Here is a 14,850-nt window from a genome sequence, read left to right as displayed (position 1 = left end):
GCTTTCTGGCTCTCAACCACGGGCCACCTCCAGGCAGATATCGACCACGGTACGGGTAGCTGCGGGCTTGGCCAGACGGCGGGCGGTGGCGCCCATGGCCTTGAGTTTTTCGGGCTGCATCAGTACCTCGGTCAGCTGAGCGGCCAAACCGGCCGCGTCAGTGGAATGTTGCGGAAGGAGGACAGCCGCGCCCTCCTTCGCCAGATAATCGGCATTGCGCGACTGGTGGTCGTCGATAGCGTGGGGCAGCGGCACCAGGAACGAAGGCAGGCCGGCGGCGGCCAGTTCGCTCACAGTCAGTGCGCCGGCGCGGCAAATGACCAGATCGGCCCAGGCATAAGCACGAGCCATGTCCTTGATGAAGGGCGCGACCTGGGCTTCGACCGCGACTTCGCGATAACGCTCCGCGGTGATCTCGTCATGCTTGCGGCCGGCCTGGTGGAATACCTCCGGACGCAGGTCCGCGGGCACCTGGGCCAGGGCTTCCGGCAGCAGCTTGTTCAGGGGCTCGGCGCCAAGACTGCCACCCAGCACCAGCAGGCGCGGTTTGCGGCCGCCCAGGGCATCGCGCGGGGTCTCGAGGAACAGCTCCTCGCGCACTGGATTGCCGGTGGTACGCCGCTTGTCGCTTTGTCCGAAGGTATCGGGGAAGGCTTCGCAGACGCGGCTGGCGAATGGCGCCAGGCTGCGGTTTGCGGTGCCCGCCACGGCGTTCTGCTCGTGGATGATCAGCGGCACACCGGACAAGCGCGCGGCCAGGCCTCCGGGACCGGTCAGATAGCCGCCCATGCCCAGTACGCAGACCGGCTGCAGCTCACGCACGATGCGACGCGCCTGGAACAGCGACTTGAGCAGTTCGAAAGGAGCCTTGAGCAGGGACTTAAGACCTTTGCCGCGCAGGCCGCTGACCTGGATCAGGTGCAGCGGCAGGCCGGCCTGGGGCACCAGTTCGTTCTCGATGCCCTTGGGCGTCCCCAACCAGTGCACCTTGAAGCCGCGCGCCTGGAACTCGCGGGCGCAGGCCAGGGCCGGGAATACGTGGCCGCCGGTGCCGCCGGCCATGATCAGCACATTGCGGCTCATGGGCGCACCTCCTCGTCGAAGAAATCGCTTTCGACGAACTCCACTTCCTCGTTGCCCAGCTGGGTACGTCGCTCCCACTCGATGCGCAGGAGCAGCGCCAGGCTGACGCAGCAGATCACCAGGGAGCTGCCGCCGTAGCTGAGGAATGGCAGGGTCAGGCCCTTGGTCGGCAACAGGCCGACGTTCACGCCGATGTTGATCAGCACCTGGCCGATCCAGAGGAAGGCCAGACCGTAGGCGACGTAGGCGGAGAAATACTGCCGCGCCTTCTCGGCCCAGAGGCCGATATAGAGCGCGCGCACGCTGACGAAGACGAACAGGCCGACCGTCACCAGGGCGCCGATCATGCCCAGTTCCTCGGCCAGCACGGCGAAGACGAAGTCGGTATGGGCTTCGGGCAGGTAGAACTGCTTCTGGATGCTGTTGCCCAGCCCCACGCCGAACCATTCGCCGCGGCCGAAGGCGATCAGCGCCTGGCTCAGCTGATAACCGGCGCCGTACTGGTCGGCCCAGGGGTCGATGAAGTTGGTCAGGCGCTGCATCCGGTAGCTCTGGCTGGTCATCACCGCCACGCCGGCGGCCAGTACCGCACCGGCCAGGGGAATGAAGCGCAGCAGGTTGATCCCGCCGAGGAACAGCATGGCGATGCAGGAGCCGACCAGCACCACGGTGGCGCCGAAGTCCGGCTCGGCCAGCAGCAGCACGGCGATGGGGCCCAGCACCAGCATCGGCTTGATGAAGCCCATGAGCTTCTCGCGCACCTCGTCCTGACGGCGGACCAGGTAGCCGGCGATGAACATCACGGTGAACAGCTTGGCCAGCTCGGAGGGCTGCAGGTTGAACAGGCCGAAACCGATCCAGCGCTTGGCGCCGTTGACTTCGCGGCCGATGCCCGGCAACAGGACCAGGACCAGCAGGATGAAGGCCACCAGCATCAGCCGCGGGCCATGGTGTTGCCAGAAGGCCATGGGCACCTGCAGGGTGAGCACCCCGGCGCCCAGCCCGATGGCCAGGTAAACCAGGTGGCGAATCATGTGGTACAGCGGATTGCCGGACGCCGCTGCGGCAACTTCCGACGAGGCCGAGGTGATCATCACCAGCCCCAGGCCGAGCAGCGTCAGGCAACCGGCCAGCAGCGGGAAGTCGATGTCGATGCCGCGGCGGCTGCGCAGCGGCGAAGGGGCGGCGAGCAGGTGGGCCAGCATCATGCGAGCTCCTCCACGGCCTGGGCGAACAGCCGCCCGCGTTCTTCGAAGTTCTTGAACATGTCCAGGCTGGCGCAGGCCGGCGACAAGAGCACGGCGTCGCCGCTCTCGGCCAGCTCGGCGCAACGCTGCACCGCTTCATCCAGGGTCTGGACCCGGACCTGCGGCACGGCATCGCCAAGGGCCTGGGCGATCAGCTCGGCATCGCGTCCCAGCAGCACCACGGCGCGGCAGTAGCGTGCGACCGGGGCCTTCAGGCCGGAAAAGTCCGCACCCTTGCCATCCCCGCCGGCGACCAGCACTAGCTTGCCGTCGATATCGGCCCCCAGGCCTTCGATGGCCGCCAGGGCCGCTCCGACATTGGTGGCCTTGGAGTCGTCGTAGTAGGACACCCCGCGCAGATCGCGCAGCCACTGGCAACGGTGGGCCAGGCCGGCGAAGGTCCGCAGGGTTGCCAGCATGGGCTCCAACGGCAACCCTACGGCATGGCCCAGGGCCAGCGCGGCCAGGGCATTGGACTGGTTGTGGGCGCCACGGATCTTCAGTTCGCGCACCGGCATCAGCTTGTCGAACTGGTAGGCGAGGTACTTCTCGCCGCCTTCCTCGATCAGGCCGAAGGACTTGAAGTCGGGCTTGTTCAGGCCGAAGGACCAGCAAGGCAGCTGGTCGGCCACCAGAGGGCGCGACAGCGCGTCGCCGCGGTTGATCACGACCTGGCGCGCGCCACGGAAGATCCGGTGCTTGGCCAGGTGGTAGGCCTGCATGTCGGCGTAGCGATCCATGTGGTCTTCGCTGACATTGAGGACGGTAGCCACCTCGGCGTTCAGCCGCTCGGTGGTCTCCAGCTGGAAGCTCGACAGCTCCAGAACGTAGAGCTCAACCGCGTCATCCAGCAGGTCCAGCGCCGGTGTGCCCAGGTTGCCGCCCACGGCGACCCGCTTGCCGGCGGCCATGGCCATGTCGCCCACCAGGGTGGTGACGGTGCTCTTGGCGTTGGAACCGGTGATGGCAACTATCGGCGCCTTGGCATTACGGCTGAACAGCTCGATATCGCCGGAGAGCTTGGTCCCGCGCCGAGCGGCTTCCTGCAACGCCGGCGTGGCCAGGGCAAGGCCCGGGCTCACGTAGAGTTCGCTGGCGCGGCTGAGGAAGTCCGCATCGAGCTCACCGCAGCGCACTTCCACCTGTGGGAACTGGCTCTTGAGCGTCGCCAGCTCCGGCGGGTTCGCACGGGTATCCGCCACGGCAAACGACACGCCCTGGCGCGCCAGGAAGCGCACCAGGGACATGCCGCTCTTGCCGAGGCCGACAACGATGCGGAACTGGTCGGAAGCGATCAGCGTCACTCTCGATTACCTCAGTTTCAGGGTGGCCAGACCGACCAGCACCAGGATTACGGTGATGATCCAGAAACGTACGATCACGCGGGGCTCGGGCCAGCCTTTCAGTTCGAAGTGGTGGTGGATAGGGGCCATGCGGAACACGCGACGACCGGTCAGCTTGAAGGACGCGACCTGGATCATCACCGACAGGGTTTCCATGACGAACACGCCACCCATGATGAAGAGCACGACTTCCTGGCGGACGATCACGGCGATGGCGCCGAGGGCGGCACCCAACGCCAGCGCGCCAACGTCGCCCATGAAGACCTGGGCCGGATAGGTGTTGAACCAGAGGAAACCGAGACCGGCGCCGACCAGGGCGGCGCAGAATACGATCAGTTCGCCCGCGCCCGGAACGTAGGGGATCAGCAGGTAGTCGGCGAATTTGATGTTGCCCGACAGGTAGCAGAAGATCCCCAGCGCGCCGCCGACCATCACGGTGGGCATGATGGCCAGGCCGTCGAGGCCGTCGGTCAGGTTGACGGCGTTGCTGGAGCCGACGATCACGAAGTAGGTCAGCACCACGAAGCCGATCCCCAGCGGAATCTCGATGTTCTTCACCAGCGGCAGGATCAGGGTGGTCTCGGCCGGGGTGCTGGCGGTCATATAGAGGAAGACCGCGGCAGCGATGCCGAACACCGACTGCCAGAAATACTTCCAGCGGCTCGGCAAGCCGCGGGAGTTCTTCTCGATCACCTTGCGGTAGTCGTCCACCCAGCCGATGGCGCCGAAGGCCAGGGTCACGGCGAGCACCACCCAGACGTAGCGGTTGGACAGGTCAGCCCAGAGCAGGGTGCTGATGGCGATGGCGGTCAGGATCAGCGCGCCGCCCATGGTCGGCGTGCCGGACTTCGACAGGTGCGATTGCGGGCCGTCATTACGCACGGCCTGGCCGATCTGGCGGATCTGCAGGGTGCGGATCATCCAGGGACCGAGCCAAAGCGACAGCGACAGGGCCGTCAGAACGCCGAGAATCCCGCGCAGGGTCAGGTACTGGAATACGCCGAACCCTTTGTAGAACTGTTGCAGGTACTCAGCGAGCAGCAGCAGCATGATTAGTGAGCCTCCCCCGTCCCGCAGAGTGCCGCGACGACTTTGTCCATCGCCGCGCTACGGGAACCTTTGATCAGAATTGTGGTGTTTGTGTCCTGCTCGCTGACCAGCGCCTGGATCAGGCTGGCCTGATCGGCGAAGTGGCGGCCCTGGGCACCGAACGCAGCGACTGCGTGTGCCATCAGCGGACCGACGGCGTACAGTGCGCTGACCTTGCCGCGGGCGTAGTCGCCCACGTCGCGGTGGCCCTGCTCGGCCCATTCGCCCAGCTCGCCCATATCCCCGAGCACCAGGACGGTGCGGCCGGAAAAGCCGGCGAGTATATCAACGGCCGCGAGCATGGACGCGGGGTTGGCGTTGTAGCTGTCGTCGATCACGCGCATGCCGCTGGGTGCGAGCTGCGCTACGGCGCGGCCTGCGACGGGCTGCAGGTTTTCCAGGCCGGTCTTGATCCCGACCAGCGGCACGCCCAGGGCATGCGCCGCGGCTACGGCGGCGAGGGCATTGGCAACGTTGTGCGCCCCCAACAGATTGAGCTGGATGTCCGCCGCACCGGCCACGCCCTCGAGGCGGAAGGCCGTGCAACCGCGGGCATCGCGGGTCAGGTTCTCGGCGCGCAGGTCGGCGCTGGCGTCGTTCAGGGCGAAGCTCAGCACCTTGCGCCCGGTGGCACGCGCTTGCCAGGTGGCGAAGGCACGGTCGTCACGATTGAGCACCGCCACGCCATCGGCGGGCAGCCCTTCGAGAATCTCGCCCTTGGCTTCGACGATCTTTTCCGGACCACCGAACTCGCCCACGTGGGCGGTGCCGGCATTGTTGATGATGGCGACCTGGGGCCGGGTAAGGCCGACGGTGTAGAGGATCTCGCCGACACGGGACGCGCCCAGCTCGATGACCGCGCTGTCGTGCCCGGCGCCCAGCTCCAGCAAGGTCAGGGGTACGCCGAGGTCGTTGTTCAGGTTGCCACGGGTGGCCAGCACGGAGCCCTGGGTGCGGAGAATGCTGGCAAGCATCTCCTTGACCGTGGTCTTGCCGCTGGAACCGGTGACCGCCGCCACGCGGCCAGTGAAACTGTCGCGGTTGTAGGCGCCCAGGCGCCCCAGGCCATCACGGGTATCGGCCACCAGCAGCTGCGGCAGCGGCGCACCCGGCACTTCGCGCTGGACCAGGGCGGCCACCGCGCCCTTGGCGGCGACCTCGGCGAGGTAGGCATGGCCATCGAAGCGCGGACCGACCAGGGCAACGAACAACTGCCCCGGCTCTATCTTGCGGCTGTCGCTGGAGACCCCGGTGAAGGCGACGTCGGCACCCAGCAGCTCGGCCTGCAGCGGACCCAGCAGTTCCGACAGGCGGAAAGGTTTAAGCATGGGGGACCTCCCAGGCATCCAGGGCCTTGGCGGCTTCCTCGAGGTCGGAGAAGGGCTGGCGCACGCCAGCGATCTCCTGGTAGTCCTCATGGCCCTTGCCGGCCAGCAGCACCACGTCGTCCGCGCCGGCGCTGCGGATCAGCTGGGCGATGGCCTGGCCACGGCCTGCGACGAACTCGACCTGCTGCGTGTCGGCGAAGCCGGGACGGATGTCGGCGAAAATCTGTGCAGACTCTTCGCTGCGCGGGTTGTCGTCGGTCACCAGCACCTGGTCGGCCAGGCGTTCCGCCACGGCCGCCATCAGCGGACGCTTGCCGCGATCGCGATCGCCACCGCAGCCGAACAGGCAGAGCAGGCGACCACGAACATGGGGGCGCAGGGCCTGCAGGACTTTCTCCAGGGCATCCGGCGTATGGGCGTAATCCACCACCACCAGCGGCTTGTCGCCACCGCCCAGGCGCTGCATGCGGCCCACCGGCCCCTGCAGCGACGGCAGGACATGCAGCACTTCGTCCAATGGGTAGTCCATGGCCAGCAACGCGCCGACCACGGCCAGCAGGTTGCTCAGGTTGAAGCGCCCCAGCAGCGGGCTGCGCAGCAGGCCCTCGCCTTGCGGGGTGACCAGTTGGGCGCGCACGCCGTGGTCGTCGAAACGGGCTTCACGGCAATAAAGGAAGGCGCTGGCGTCTTCCAGGCTGTAGCTGAACAGGCGCGACGCGCGCGACTCAGCGGCCAACTGGCGGCCGAACTGGTCGTCGAGGTTGATCACCCGTGCACGCAACTCGGGCCAGGCGAACAGGCGTGCCTTGGCCTCGGCGTAGGCTTCCATGGAGCCGTGGTAGTCCAGATGGTCACGGGACAGGTTGGTGAACACCGCCACGTCGAAATCCAGCGCGGCGACACGGCCCTGCTCCAGCCCGTGGGACGAGACCTCCATGGCGACCGCGCGCGCGCCGGCCTGCTTCAGGCCGGCCAGGGTGGCCTGCACGGCCAGCGGATCGGGCGTGGTATGGCGGCCGCTTTCCAGCTCGCCGTAGAAACCGGTACCCAGGGTGCCGACTATTCCGCAGCGCTCGCCCAACTGGTCGAGGGCCTGGGCCAGCAGCTGGCTGACACTGGTCTTGCCGTTGGTGCCGGTGACCCCCACCAGGCGCAGCGCACGGCTCGGCTCGCCATAGAAGCGCCCGGCAATGGCCGACAGCTGGCCAGCCAAGCCCTTGATCGGGATGAGTTCGGCGCTGCCGGCCTGGTAATGCTCGGCGCCGACCGCCTCATAAGCCACGGCTACCGCGCCACGGGCCACGGCATCGGCAATATGGGCGCGGCCATCCTGCTGGGCACCGGGGACGGCCAGAAACAGGTCGCCCGGACGCACCTTACGGCTGTCCAGGGTCAGTTCACGAATCAGGGTGGCGCTCTGCGCCTGGAGCAGTAACTGGTTCAGTGGCATGGGCATCAGATTCGCCCTCCTTTGCCGGTGGCCGCATTCGCGGTCTGTTGTTCCTCGGTGGGCAGGTTGTCGGGCGCGATGTTCATCAGACGCAGCGCGCCGGCCATGACCTTGCCGAATACCGGGGCCGAGACCAGACCGCCGAAATAGCCCGCCTTGCTGGGTTCGTCGATCACCACCACCATGGCGATGCGCGGGTTGGTGGAAGGAGCGAAACCGGCAAACAGCGAGCGGTAGGCGTTCTGGGTGTAGCCCTTGCTACCTACGCTGGCTTTACGCGCGGTGCCACTCTTGCCGGACACGTGGTAGCCGGGGACTTGGGCGCGGAATACGCCACCCGGCGCCTCGACCACTTGCTGGAGCATGCCCTGGAGGGTCTTGGCGACCTGCTCGTCGATCACTTGCACGCCTTCGACCTGGTTGTCGGTGCGGGTCAGCGACAGCGGCACGCTCTTGCCGTTGTTGGCGATCACCGAATAGGCGTGGGCCAGTTGGATGGCGGTCACCGACAGGCCATAGCCGTAGGCAAGAGTCGCGGTCTCGGCTTTGGGCCACTTGCGGTGGTTGGGCAGGTTGCCGACGCGCTCGCCGGGGAAGCCGAGGCCGGTGTCCTGGCCCAGCCCCACCTGCTGCATGACGCGGTAGATGGACTCGGCGCCGATGTCGAAGGCGATCTTGCTGATACCGACGTTGCTGGACTTGATCAGGATGCCGGTAAGGTCGAGCGCGCCAGTGGCGCGCGAAACGTCGCGAATGGTATAGCGGCCGATCTGCAGGGTACCGGGATAGACGTCGACGGTATCGGTGGGCTTCCAGCGCCCGCTCTCCAGGGCGGCACTCATGGAAAACGGCTTGACCGTGGAGCCGGGCTCGAACACGTCGATCATCGCCCGATTGCGCATCGCCGCCGGTTGCAGGCTGCGACGGTTGTTCGGGTTGTAGGTGGGCTGGTTGGCCATGGCCAGCACTTCCCCGGTCTTGACGTCCACGATCACCAGGCTGCCAGCCTTGGCGCCGTTCTCCACCAGCGCGTTGCGCAGCTCGCGGTGGGCCAGGTACTGCAGGCGCAGGTCGACGGACAGGGCCAGGGTCTTGCCCGGCTTGGCATTGCGCGCCACCTGCACATCCTTGATCAGGCGGCCACGACGGTCCTTCAGCACCTGGCGCTTGCCGGGCACGCCGGCCAGCCATTCGTCGAAGGACAGCTCGACACCTTCGCGGCCACGGTCATCCACGTCGGTGAACCCGACCATATGGGCCGTCACTTCCCCAGCCGGATAGAAACGACGGAATTCTTCGATGCCGTACACGCCGGGCAGCTTGTGGGCGAGGATGGCCTGGCCCTGCTCCGGAGTGAGGCCGCGCTCCAGGTACATGAACTCGCGGTTGGCGTTCAGCTCGATGCGCTGAGCGAACGCCTTCGGGTCCAGGCCCAGCACCTCGGCGATCCGCGGCCACTGATCGCGCAGGCCCATCAGGTCCTTGGGGTTGGCCCAGAGGGTGGTGACCGGGGTACTGACGGCCAGGGGCTCGCCATTGCGGTCGGTGATCAGGCCGCGGTGGGCGGGAATCGGGATGTGCCGCACACTGCGCGCATCGCCATGGGCCTTGAGGAAGTCATGGTCGATCACATGCAGGTCGACGATGCGCCAGGAAATGGCGCCAATCATGATAGCGAGCAGGCCCAGCACAACCCGGAAGCGCCAGGGATAGAGCGCGCCTTCGAGCTTCATCATGGCGCCACCATCCGTACTTCGGCCGGATCGGGGATGCGCATCTTCAGTTGGTCGCTGGCCAGGGATTCGATGCGGTTATGGGCGGTCCAGGTGCTCTGTTCGAGGATCAGCCGTCCCCACTCGGCCTGCGCTTTGTCGCGCACGCTCAGCTCGGTATAGAGCTGATTGAGCAACTGGCGATTCCAGTGGGCGCTGTAGGACACCGCGATAGCGGAAAGCAATATGCCAAGGAACAGCAGCAGCATCAGCAGGCTGCCGCCGGGCAGGGGCTTGGCGTAAGGGCGGCTCATCGTAGCTTCTCCGCCACGCGCATGACTGCGCTGCGCGAGCGCGGGTTGGCCTTGAGCTCTTCCTCGGATGCGTATTGCGGCTTGCCCAACAGCTTCAGGCGCGGCTCGAAGACTGCGTGGCGCACCGGCAGGTCGCGAGGCAGCTTGTCGGCCTCACCCTTGGCGTGCTTGCGCATGAACTGCTTGACGATGCGATCTTCCAGGGAATGGAAGCTGATCACCACCAGGCGACCACCGACCGCCAGGGCCTCGAGCGCGGCATCCAGCCCCTGTTCCAGATCTCCCAGCTCGTTGTTGACGTGGATGCGGATGCCCTGGAAGGCGCGGGTCGCGGGGTTCTTGCCCTTCTCCCAGGCCGGGTTGGCGGCAGTCAGCACGGCCGCCAGGTCCGCAGTACGTTCGAAAGGCTTCTCGGCACGGCGCTGCACCACAGCACGGGCCATGCGCTTGGCGAATCGCTCTTCGCCGTAATCCTTGAAGACCCGGGCGATCTCCTCCTCGCTGGCGCTGGCGATCCACTGCGCGGCGCTCTGGCCGCGATCGGGATTCATGCGCATGTCCAGCGGGCCGTCGTTGAGGAAACTGAAGCCGCGCTCCGGATCATCCAGCTGCGGCGAAGACACGCCAAGGTCGAGCAGAACGCCGTCCACCTTGCCGTCCAGCCCTTGTACGCGCACCTCGTCGCCGAGTTCGGCAAAGCTGCGCTGCACAATGACAAAGCGGCCGTCTTCGGCCGCCAGAGCTTGCCCCGTCGCAATCGCTTGCGGGTCCTTGTCGAATCCCAGCAAGCGACCTCCGGGCCCAAGCCGCTCGAGGATGAGGCGGCTATGCCCCCCTCGCCCGAACGTGCCATCCAGGTAGCAGCCGTCCGCGCGCAGGGCGAGTCCCTCCACAGCCTCTTCGAGCAGTACGGTGATATGACGGAAGCTGCTGGTCGCGCTCACAGGATTAGGTCACGTAGTTCGTCCGGCAGGCCGCCGGGTTGTTTGATTGCCATGAGATCAGCCTCGGAAATCGCATTCCAGGCATCCTCATCCCACAGTTGAAATTTGTTCAGTTGGCCAACCAGCATTGCCCGCTTGTCCAGCCCGGCGTGCTCACGCAGACGCGGCGGAACGAGAAAACGACCTGCGCTATCAAGCTCCAGGTCCACGGCATTGCCGATCAGCAGACGTTGCAGGCGACGAGTTTCCTCGCGCAGGGAAGGCAGCTCTCGCAGCTTGGCTTCGATGAGCTCCCATTCAGGCAGGGGATAGACAGTCAAACAGGCGTCGACAGCGTCAATGGTCACGATGAGCTGCCCAGCGCAACGCGACATGAGCTCATCACGATACCGGCTTGGCATCGCGAGTCGCCCCTTTGCGTCGAGACTGATGGCGTTAGCTCCGCGAAACACGGCTGCGCTCCCCCTTTGATTGGCTTTCCTTGCCAGTAAGTCCCACTTCTACCCACTTCGCTCCACTTCCGCACACTATAGAAATGCGCCAGCCCCACCGTCAAGGCAGGAAAAAGGGGAAAATTCCTTACAGGACGGCAATTTAGCGAGGGATAGGTGGGGATTTGGAAGGTTTTCGAGGGACAAAGGGAGAGCAAAATCCAGCACTTACAGCGGACTGAACTTCAAACTTAAAGTGAATTGTTAAGAGTAAGATCTTTTCGGTATTTCGACGGCAGGGAAGAGAGCGCTGCGCAGCTAAAGCGGAGGGAAAGAAGTAGAGAGTCGATCTGTAAGCCGGGTTCTGTCGAGGACAGTCATTCATCTACGGCTGCCATCACTGACAGCCTTTAGCAACCTACCCGAATCCGACGCGGGCCGCGCCATGGATTCCTATTTGGTCTTGCTCCGAGTGGGGTTTGCCTAGCCACGAACTGTTACCAGTCGTGCGGTGCGCTCTTACCGCACCTTTTCACCCTTACCGGCGCTTACGCGCTTAGGCGGTTATTTTCTGTGGCACTTTCCGTAGGCTTGCGCCTCCCAGGCGTTACCTGGCACTCCGCCCTATGGAGCCCGGACTTTCCTCCCTCTCAAAATCGACGAACGAAATGAGACAGCGACTGTCCGATCGACTCTCCGCTGCCAAGGTTAACGGCAGGAGGCCGGAAGAACAAGCTCAGGAATCGCCCTGCCGCTCCAGAGCCGCCTGGTAGAGCAGATTCTTGCGTACGCCAGTGATCTCCGCCGCCAGGGCAGCGGCACGCTTGAGGGGCAACTCCCCCAGCAGCAGGTCGAGCACCCGCAGCGCCTCCGCGCTCAGGGCGCCCTCACCTTCCGGGGCCTGCCAGCCACCCACCAGCACGACGCATTCGCCTCGCTGCTGATTGGAGTCCGCGGCGACCCACCCGCACAACTCGCTCAATGGTGCGCCCTTCAAGGTCTCGAAGGTCTTGGTCAATTCTCGGGCCAGCACCGCCGGGCGATCACCGCCGAACACCTCACGCATATCCTCCAGGGACTCCAGCAGACGGTGCGGCGCTTCGTAGAAGATCAAGGTGCGCGGCTCTTCCTTTATCTGCTCCAGACGGCCACGGCGAGCATTGGCCTTGGCCGGCAGGAAGCCCTCGAATATGAAGCGATCCGACGGCAGGCCCGCGGCCGATAGCGCCGCGACCAGCGCGCAGGCGCCGGGAACCGGGACCACGGAAACCCCGGCCGCGCGCGCCTGGCGCACGAGATGGAAACCCGGATCGGAAATCAGCGGTGTGCCAGCGTCGGAAATCAGCGCCACATCGTCGCCCGCCTGCAAGCGCGCCAGGAAGCGCCCGCCCTGGTCGCGCTCGTTGTGCTCGTGGCAGGCCGCCAGCGGCGTCTCGATGCCGAAGTGCTGCAGCAGGCGGATCGAGTGCCGGGTATCTTCGGCGGCGATCAGCGCCACCTCGCGCAGCACCCGCAGGGCCCTGGCGCTGATGTCGTCCAGGTTGCCGATGGGCGTCGCCACCACGTAGAGGGTGCCGGGAGCGCTGCCGGAGGCGGAAGAAAGGGTCACTGGGCACCTCGGAAATGACTGAAAGCGCGCATTGTATCCCTATTCACAGGACCGACATCGCGCCCCACCCGGGCCTTGGGTACAATCGCGTCTTTCTTTCAACGAGTATCGGGACCGATAAATGATCGCTTGCCTGCGTCCGCTCTCCGCCCTCTGCCTCGCCGGCCTGCTGGTTGCCTGCGCCAGCTCGCCCTCGTCCAGCCTCGGCGAACTGCCCCGCACGCCTGAGGCCAGCATCGAGCAGTTGCTGCAGCAGGCCAGTGAAGCCGAGCCGGAGGAAGCGGTCCTGCTGCGCCTGTCCGCCGCCGACCTCGCCTACCAGCAGCAGGATATCGGCCGCTCGGCACGCATCCTGGAGCAGATCCCGCTGGAAGGCCTGAAGCCCGCCCAGCAGATATTCGCCAGCACCCTGGCCGCCGAACTGGCCATGGCCCGCAACCAGCCCAAGAGCGCCCTCAAGGCCCTGAGCCATCCGAGCCTGGAGCGCCTGGCCGAACTGCCGGTGGAGCAGCAGGTACGCACCCAGCTGGTCCGCGCTCGCGCACTGGAGGCCGACGGCAAGAACCTCGCCGCTGCCCGCGAGCGCGTGTTCATCGCCCCGCTGCTGAGCGAAAACGCGGCCAACGCCAACCACGAAGCCATCTGGGCTCTGGTCTCCAGCCTGCCGCTGGAGCAACTGCAAGGCGGCGGTGAAAACGACCTGGCCGGCTGGCTCGAGCTCGCCCGCCTGACCAAGACCTCCTCCACCCTGGAACAACAGCAGGCCGCCATTGACGACTGGCGCGCCCGGAATCCCGACCACCCCGCGGCCAAGCAGCTGCCGGATCCCCTGACCAAGCTGAAGGAGATCGCCGGCCAACCGCTGACCAAGATTGCCCTGCTGCTGCCCCAGGAAGGCCAGCTCGCTTCGGTGTCCCGCGCCCTGCGCGATGGCTTCCTGGCCGCCCACTACCAGGCCAAGCAATCAGGCCAGCCACAACCAGCCATTACCCTCTACGACAGCTCGAAACTGACCTCCATCGATGAGTTCTACCGCCAAGCCCAGGCCGACGGCGTGCAACTGGTGGTCGGCCCGCTGGAGAAGCCGCTGGTGAAGCAGCTCAGCACCCGCGAGCAGCTACCCATCACCACCCTGGCCCTGAATTACAGCGATGCCGGCCAGGAAGCCCCGGCGCAGCTCTTCCAGTTCGGCCTCGCCGCCGAGGACGAAGCCCGCGAAGTCGCTCGTCGCGCCTGGGCCGACGGCATGCGCAGCGCCGTTGCCCTGGTCCCTCGCGGCGAATGGGGTGACCGCGTGCTGAACGCCTTCCAGCAGAGCTGGCAGGCTGCCGGCGGCCGCCTGATCGCCGCCGAACACGTCGACCAGCCGGTAGCCCTGGCCCAGCAGATCGCCGACCTGTTCCAGCTGCGCCAGAGCGAAGCCCGCGCCAAGCGCCTGCAAGGCACCCTGGGCGTACCAGTGGCCGCACAGCCAGCACGCCGCCAGGACGTCGACTTCATCTTCCTCGCCGCAACACCGCAACAGGCCCAGCAGATCAAGCCGACCCTGGCCTTCCAGTACGCTGGCGACGTGCCGGTCTACTCCACTTCGCACCTCTATGCCGCAGGCAACGACCAGGCCCAGTACCAGGACCTGAACGGCATCCGCTTCTGCGAGACTCCCTGGCTGCTGAATGGCGACGATCCGCTGCGCCAGCAGGTGGGCAGCCAATGGCCGCAGGCCGGCGGCAGCCTGGGCCGGCTCTACGCCATGGGCGCCGACGCCTACCGCCTGGCACCGCGCCTGGCGCAGCTGAGGGCCCTGCCGGATACCCAAGTGGACGGTCTGTCCGGCCGCCTCAGTCTCAATCCCGCCCGTCGCATCGAGCGCCAGCTACCCTGGGCCGAGTTCCGCGATGGGCAGGTACAGCGACTGAAAGACAGCGACTCTTGAGTGACGCCCGCAGCCGCGGGCAGGCGGCGGAAGCCCTTGCCCGCGCTCATCTCGAAGCAAATGGACTGCGCCTGCTGTCGCAGAACTGGCTGTGCCGGCGCGGCGAGCTCGATCTGGTCATGCTCGACGGCGATACAGTAGTATTCGCCGAAGTCCGCTATCGGCGTCATGCCGGCTGGGGCGGCGCCCTCGAGAGCGTCGATGCCCGCAAGCGCGAAAAACTGGCTTACGCCGCCCAGCAGTTCCTCCAGCAGGAATCCCGCTGGGCAAGATACCCTTGTCGATTTGATGTGATTGCCGTCGAAGCAATGGACGGCGATTCGCCCCCGCGACTGACCTGGCTGAAGAACGCCTTCGACACCTGATC

General features: G+C 66.1%; 13 protein-coding genes and 1 other RNA gene. 2 read left to right on the top strand and 12 right to left on the bottom strand.

Features of this window, described 5'->3' with window-relative positions; genetic code table 11:
• Window positions 1–12: 12 nt before the first annotated feature.
• The 12 genes from murG to rsmI all read right to left on the bottom strand — a co-directional run bounded on the left by murG (window position 13) and on the right by rsmI (window position 12,550).
• On the bottom strand, window positions 13–1,083 hold the full coding sequence (gene murG, locus E8F12_RS22335) for an undecaprenyldiphospho-muramoylpentapeptide beta-N-acetylglucosaminyltransferase (RefSeq protein ID WP_280327349.1): 1,071 nt from the start codon (window positions 1,081–1,083) through the stop codon (window positions 13–15).
• Entirely contained in the window at window positions 1,080–2,288 is a 1,209-nt protein-coding gene (gene ftsW, locus E8F12_RS22330) for a putative lipid II flippase FtsW (RefSeq protein ID WP_280327627.1), read from the bottom strand. Before ftsW ends, murG begins: the two co-directional genes overlap by 4 nt.
• Window positions 2,288–3,634, bottom strand: coding sequence for a UDP-N-acetylmuramoyl-L-alanine--D-glutamate ligase (gene murD, locus E8F12_RS22325; protein ID WP_280327348.1), 1,347 nt, complete (start codon window positions 3,632–3,634; stop codon window positions 2,288–2,290). The genes ftsW and murD overlap by 1 nt, the downstream gene beginning before the upstream one ends.
• 6 nt (window positions 3,635–3,640) lie before the next feature.
• Complete coding sequence (mraY, locus tag E8F12_RS22320) at window positions 3,641–4,723, bottom strand: phospho-N-acetylmuramoyl-pentapeptide-transferase (RefSeq protein ID WP_280327347.1); 1,083 nt, start codon at window positions 4,721–4,723, stop codon at window positions 3,641–3,643.
• 2 nt (window positions 4,724–4,725) lie between these two features.
• Complete coding sequence (gene murF / locus E8F12_RS22315; protein WP_280327346.1) at window positions 4,726–6,090, bottom strand: UDP-N-acetylmuramoyl-tripeptide--D-alanyl-D-alanine ligase; 1,365 nt, start codon at window positions 6,088–6,090, stop codon at window positions 4,726–4,728.
• On the bottom strand, window positions 6,083–7,546 hold the full coding sequence (gene murE, locus E8F12_RS22310) for a UDP-N-acetylmuramoyl-L-alanyl-D-glutamate--2,6-diaminopimelate ligase (protein ID WP_280327345.1): 1,464 nt from the start codon (window positions 7,544–7,546) through the stop codon (window positions 6,083–6,085). Before murE ends, murF begins: the two co-directional genes overlap by 8 nt.
• A complete protein-coding gene (locus E8F12_RS22305) occupies window positions 7,546–9,273 on the bottom strand; it encodes a penicillin-binding transpeptidase domain-containing protein (protein ID WP_280327626.1) in 1,728 nt (575 codons plus the stop codon). The genes murE and E8F12_RS22305 overlap by 1 nt, the downstream gene beginning before the upstream one ends.
• Complete coding sequence (gene ftsL, locus E8F12_RS22300) at window positions 9,273–9,566, bottom strand: cell division protein FtsL (protein ID WP_280327344.1); 294 nt, start codon at window positions 9,564–9,566, stop codon at window positions 9,273–9,275. Before ftsL ends, E8F12_RS22305 begins: the two co-directional genes overlap by 1 nt.
• Window positions 9,563–10,510: a 16S rRNA (cytosine(1402)-N(4))-methyltransferase RsmH gene (rsmH, locus tag E8F12_RS22295; RefSeq protein ID WP_280290849.1), complete on the bottom strand. Its 948-nt coding sequence runs from the start codon at window positions 10,508–10,510 to the stop codon at window positions 9,563–9,565. Before rsmH ends, ftsL begins: the two co-directional genes overlap by 4 nt.
• Entirely contained in the window at window positions 10,507–10,962 is a 456-nt protein-coding gene (mraZ, locus tag E8F12_RS22290; protein WP_280327343.1) for a division/cell wall cluster transcriptional repressor MraZ, read from the bottom strand. The genes rsmH and mraZ overlap by 4 nt, the downstream gene beginning before the upstream one ends.
• A 316-nt stretch (window positions 10,963–11,278) precedes the next feature.
• An RNA gene (gene rnpB / locus E8F12_RS22285) (RNase P RNA component class A) lies at window positions 11,279–11,637 on the bottom strand.
• 40 nt (window positions 11,638–11,677) lie between these two features.
• Window positions 11,678–12,550 carry a 16S rRNA (cytidine(1402)-2'-O)-methyltransferase gene (gene rsmI, locus E8F12_RS22280; RefSeq protein WP_280327342.1) on the bottom strand — a complete coding sequence of 291 codons (873 nt, stop codon included), beginning with the start codon at window positions 12,548–12,550 and terminating at the stop codon, window positions 11,678–11,680.
• Between the two features lie 121 nt (window positions 12,551–12,671).
• Between rsmI and E8F12_RS22275 the strand changes: the two genes are divergently transcribed.
• Window positions 12,672–14,483, top strand: a complete 1,812-nt coding sequence (locus E8F12_RS22275; RefSeq protein ID WP_280327341.1) for a penicillin-binding protein activator — start codon at window positions 12,672–12,674, stop codon at window positions 14,481–14,483.
• The gene (locus E8F12_RS22270; RefSeq protein WP_280290845.1) at window positions 14,480–14,848 is read left to right on the top strand and encodes a YraN family protein; all 369 of its coding nucleotides are present in this window, start codon (window positions 14,480–14,482) and stop codon (window positions 14,846–14,848) included. Before E8F12_RS22275 ends, E8F12_RS22270 begins: the two co-directional genes overlap by 4 nt.
• The last annotated feature ends 2 nt before the right edge of the window (window positions 14,849–14,850 follow it).

Source organism: Pseudomonas sp. BN102 (assembly GCF_029871245.1).
GTDB lineage: Bacteria > Pseudomonadota > Gammaproteobacteria > Pseudomonadales > Pseudomonadaceae > Metapseudomonas.
This window is presented reverse-complemented; position numbering and strand designations above follow the sequence as displayed.

Coding starts and splice junctions, on each gene's coding strand:
- ftsW (WP_280327627.1), bottom strand. CDS start 2,288: ATGCTGGCCCACCTGCTCGCCGCCCCTTCGCCGCTGCGCAGCCGCCGC.
- E8F12_RS22305 (WP_280327626.1), bottom strand. CDS start 9,273: ATGAAGCTCGAAGGCGCGCTCTATCCCTGGCGCTTCCGGGTTGTGCTG.
- murG (WP_280327349.1), bottom strand. CDS start 1,083: ATGAGCCGCAATGTGCTGATCATGGCCGGCGGCACCGGCGGCCACGTA.
- E8F12_RS22275 (WP_280327341.1), top strand. CDS start 12,672: ATGATCGCTTGCCTGCGTCCGCTCTCCGCCCTCTGCCTCGCCGGCCTG.
- murF (WP_280327346.1), bottom strand. CDS start 6,090: ATGCTTAAACCTTTCCGCCTGTCGGAACTGCTGGGTCCGCTGCAGGCC.
- ftsL (WP_280327344.1), bottom strand. CDS start 9,566: ATGAGCCGCCCTTACGCCAAGCCCCTGCCCGGCGGCAGCCTGCTGATG.
- mraY (WP_280327347.1), bottom strand. CDS start 4,723: ATGCTGCTGCTGCTCGCTGAGTACCTGCAACAGTTCTACAAAGGGTTC.
- murE (WP_280327345.1), bottom strand. CDS start 7,546: ATGCCCATGCCACTGAACCAGTTACTGCTCCAGGCGCAGAGCGCCACC.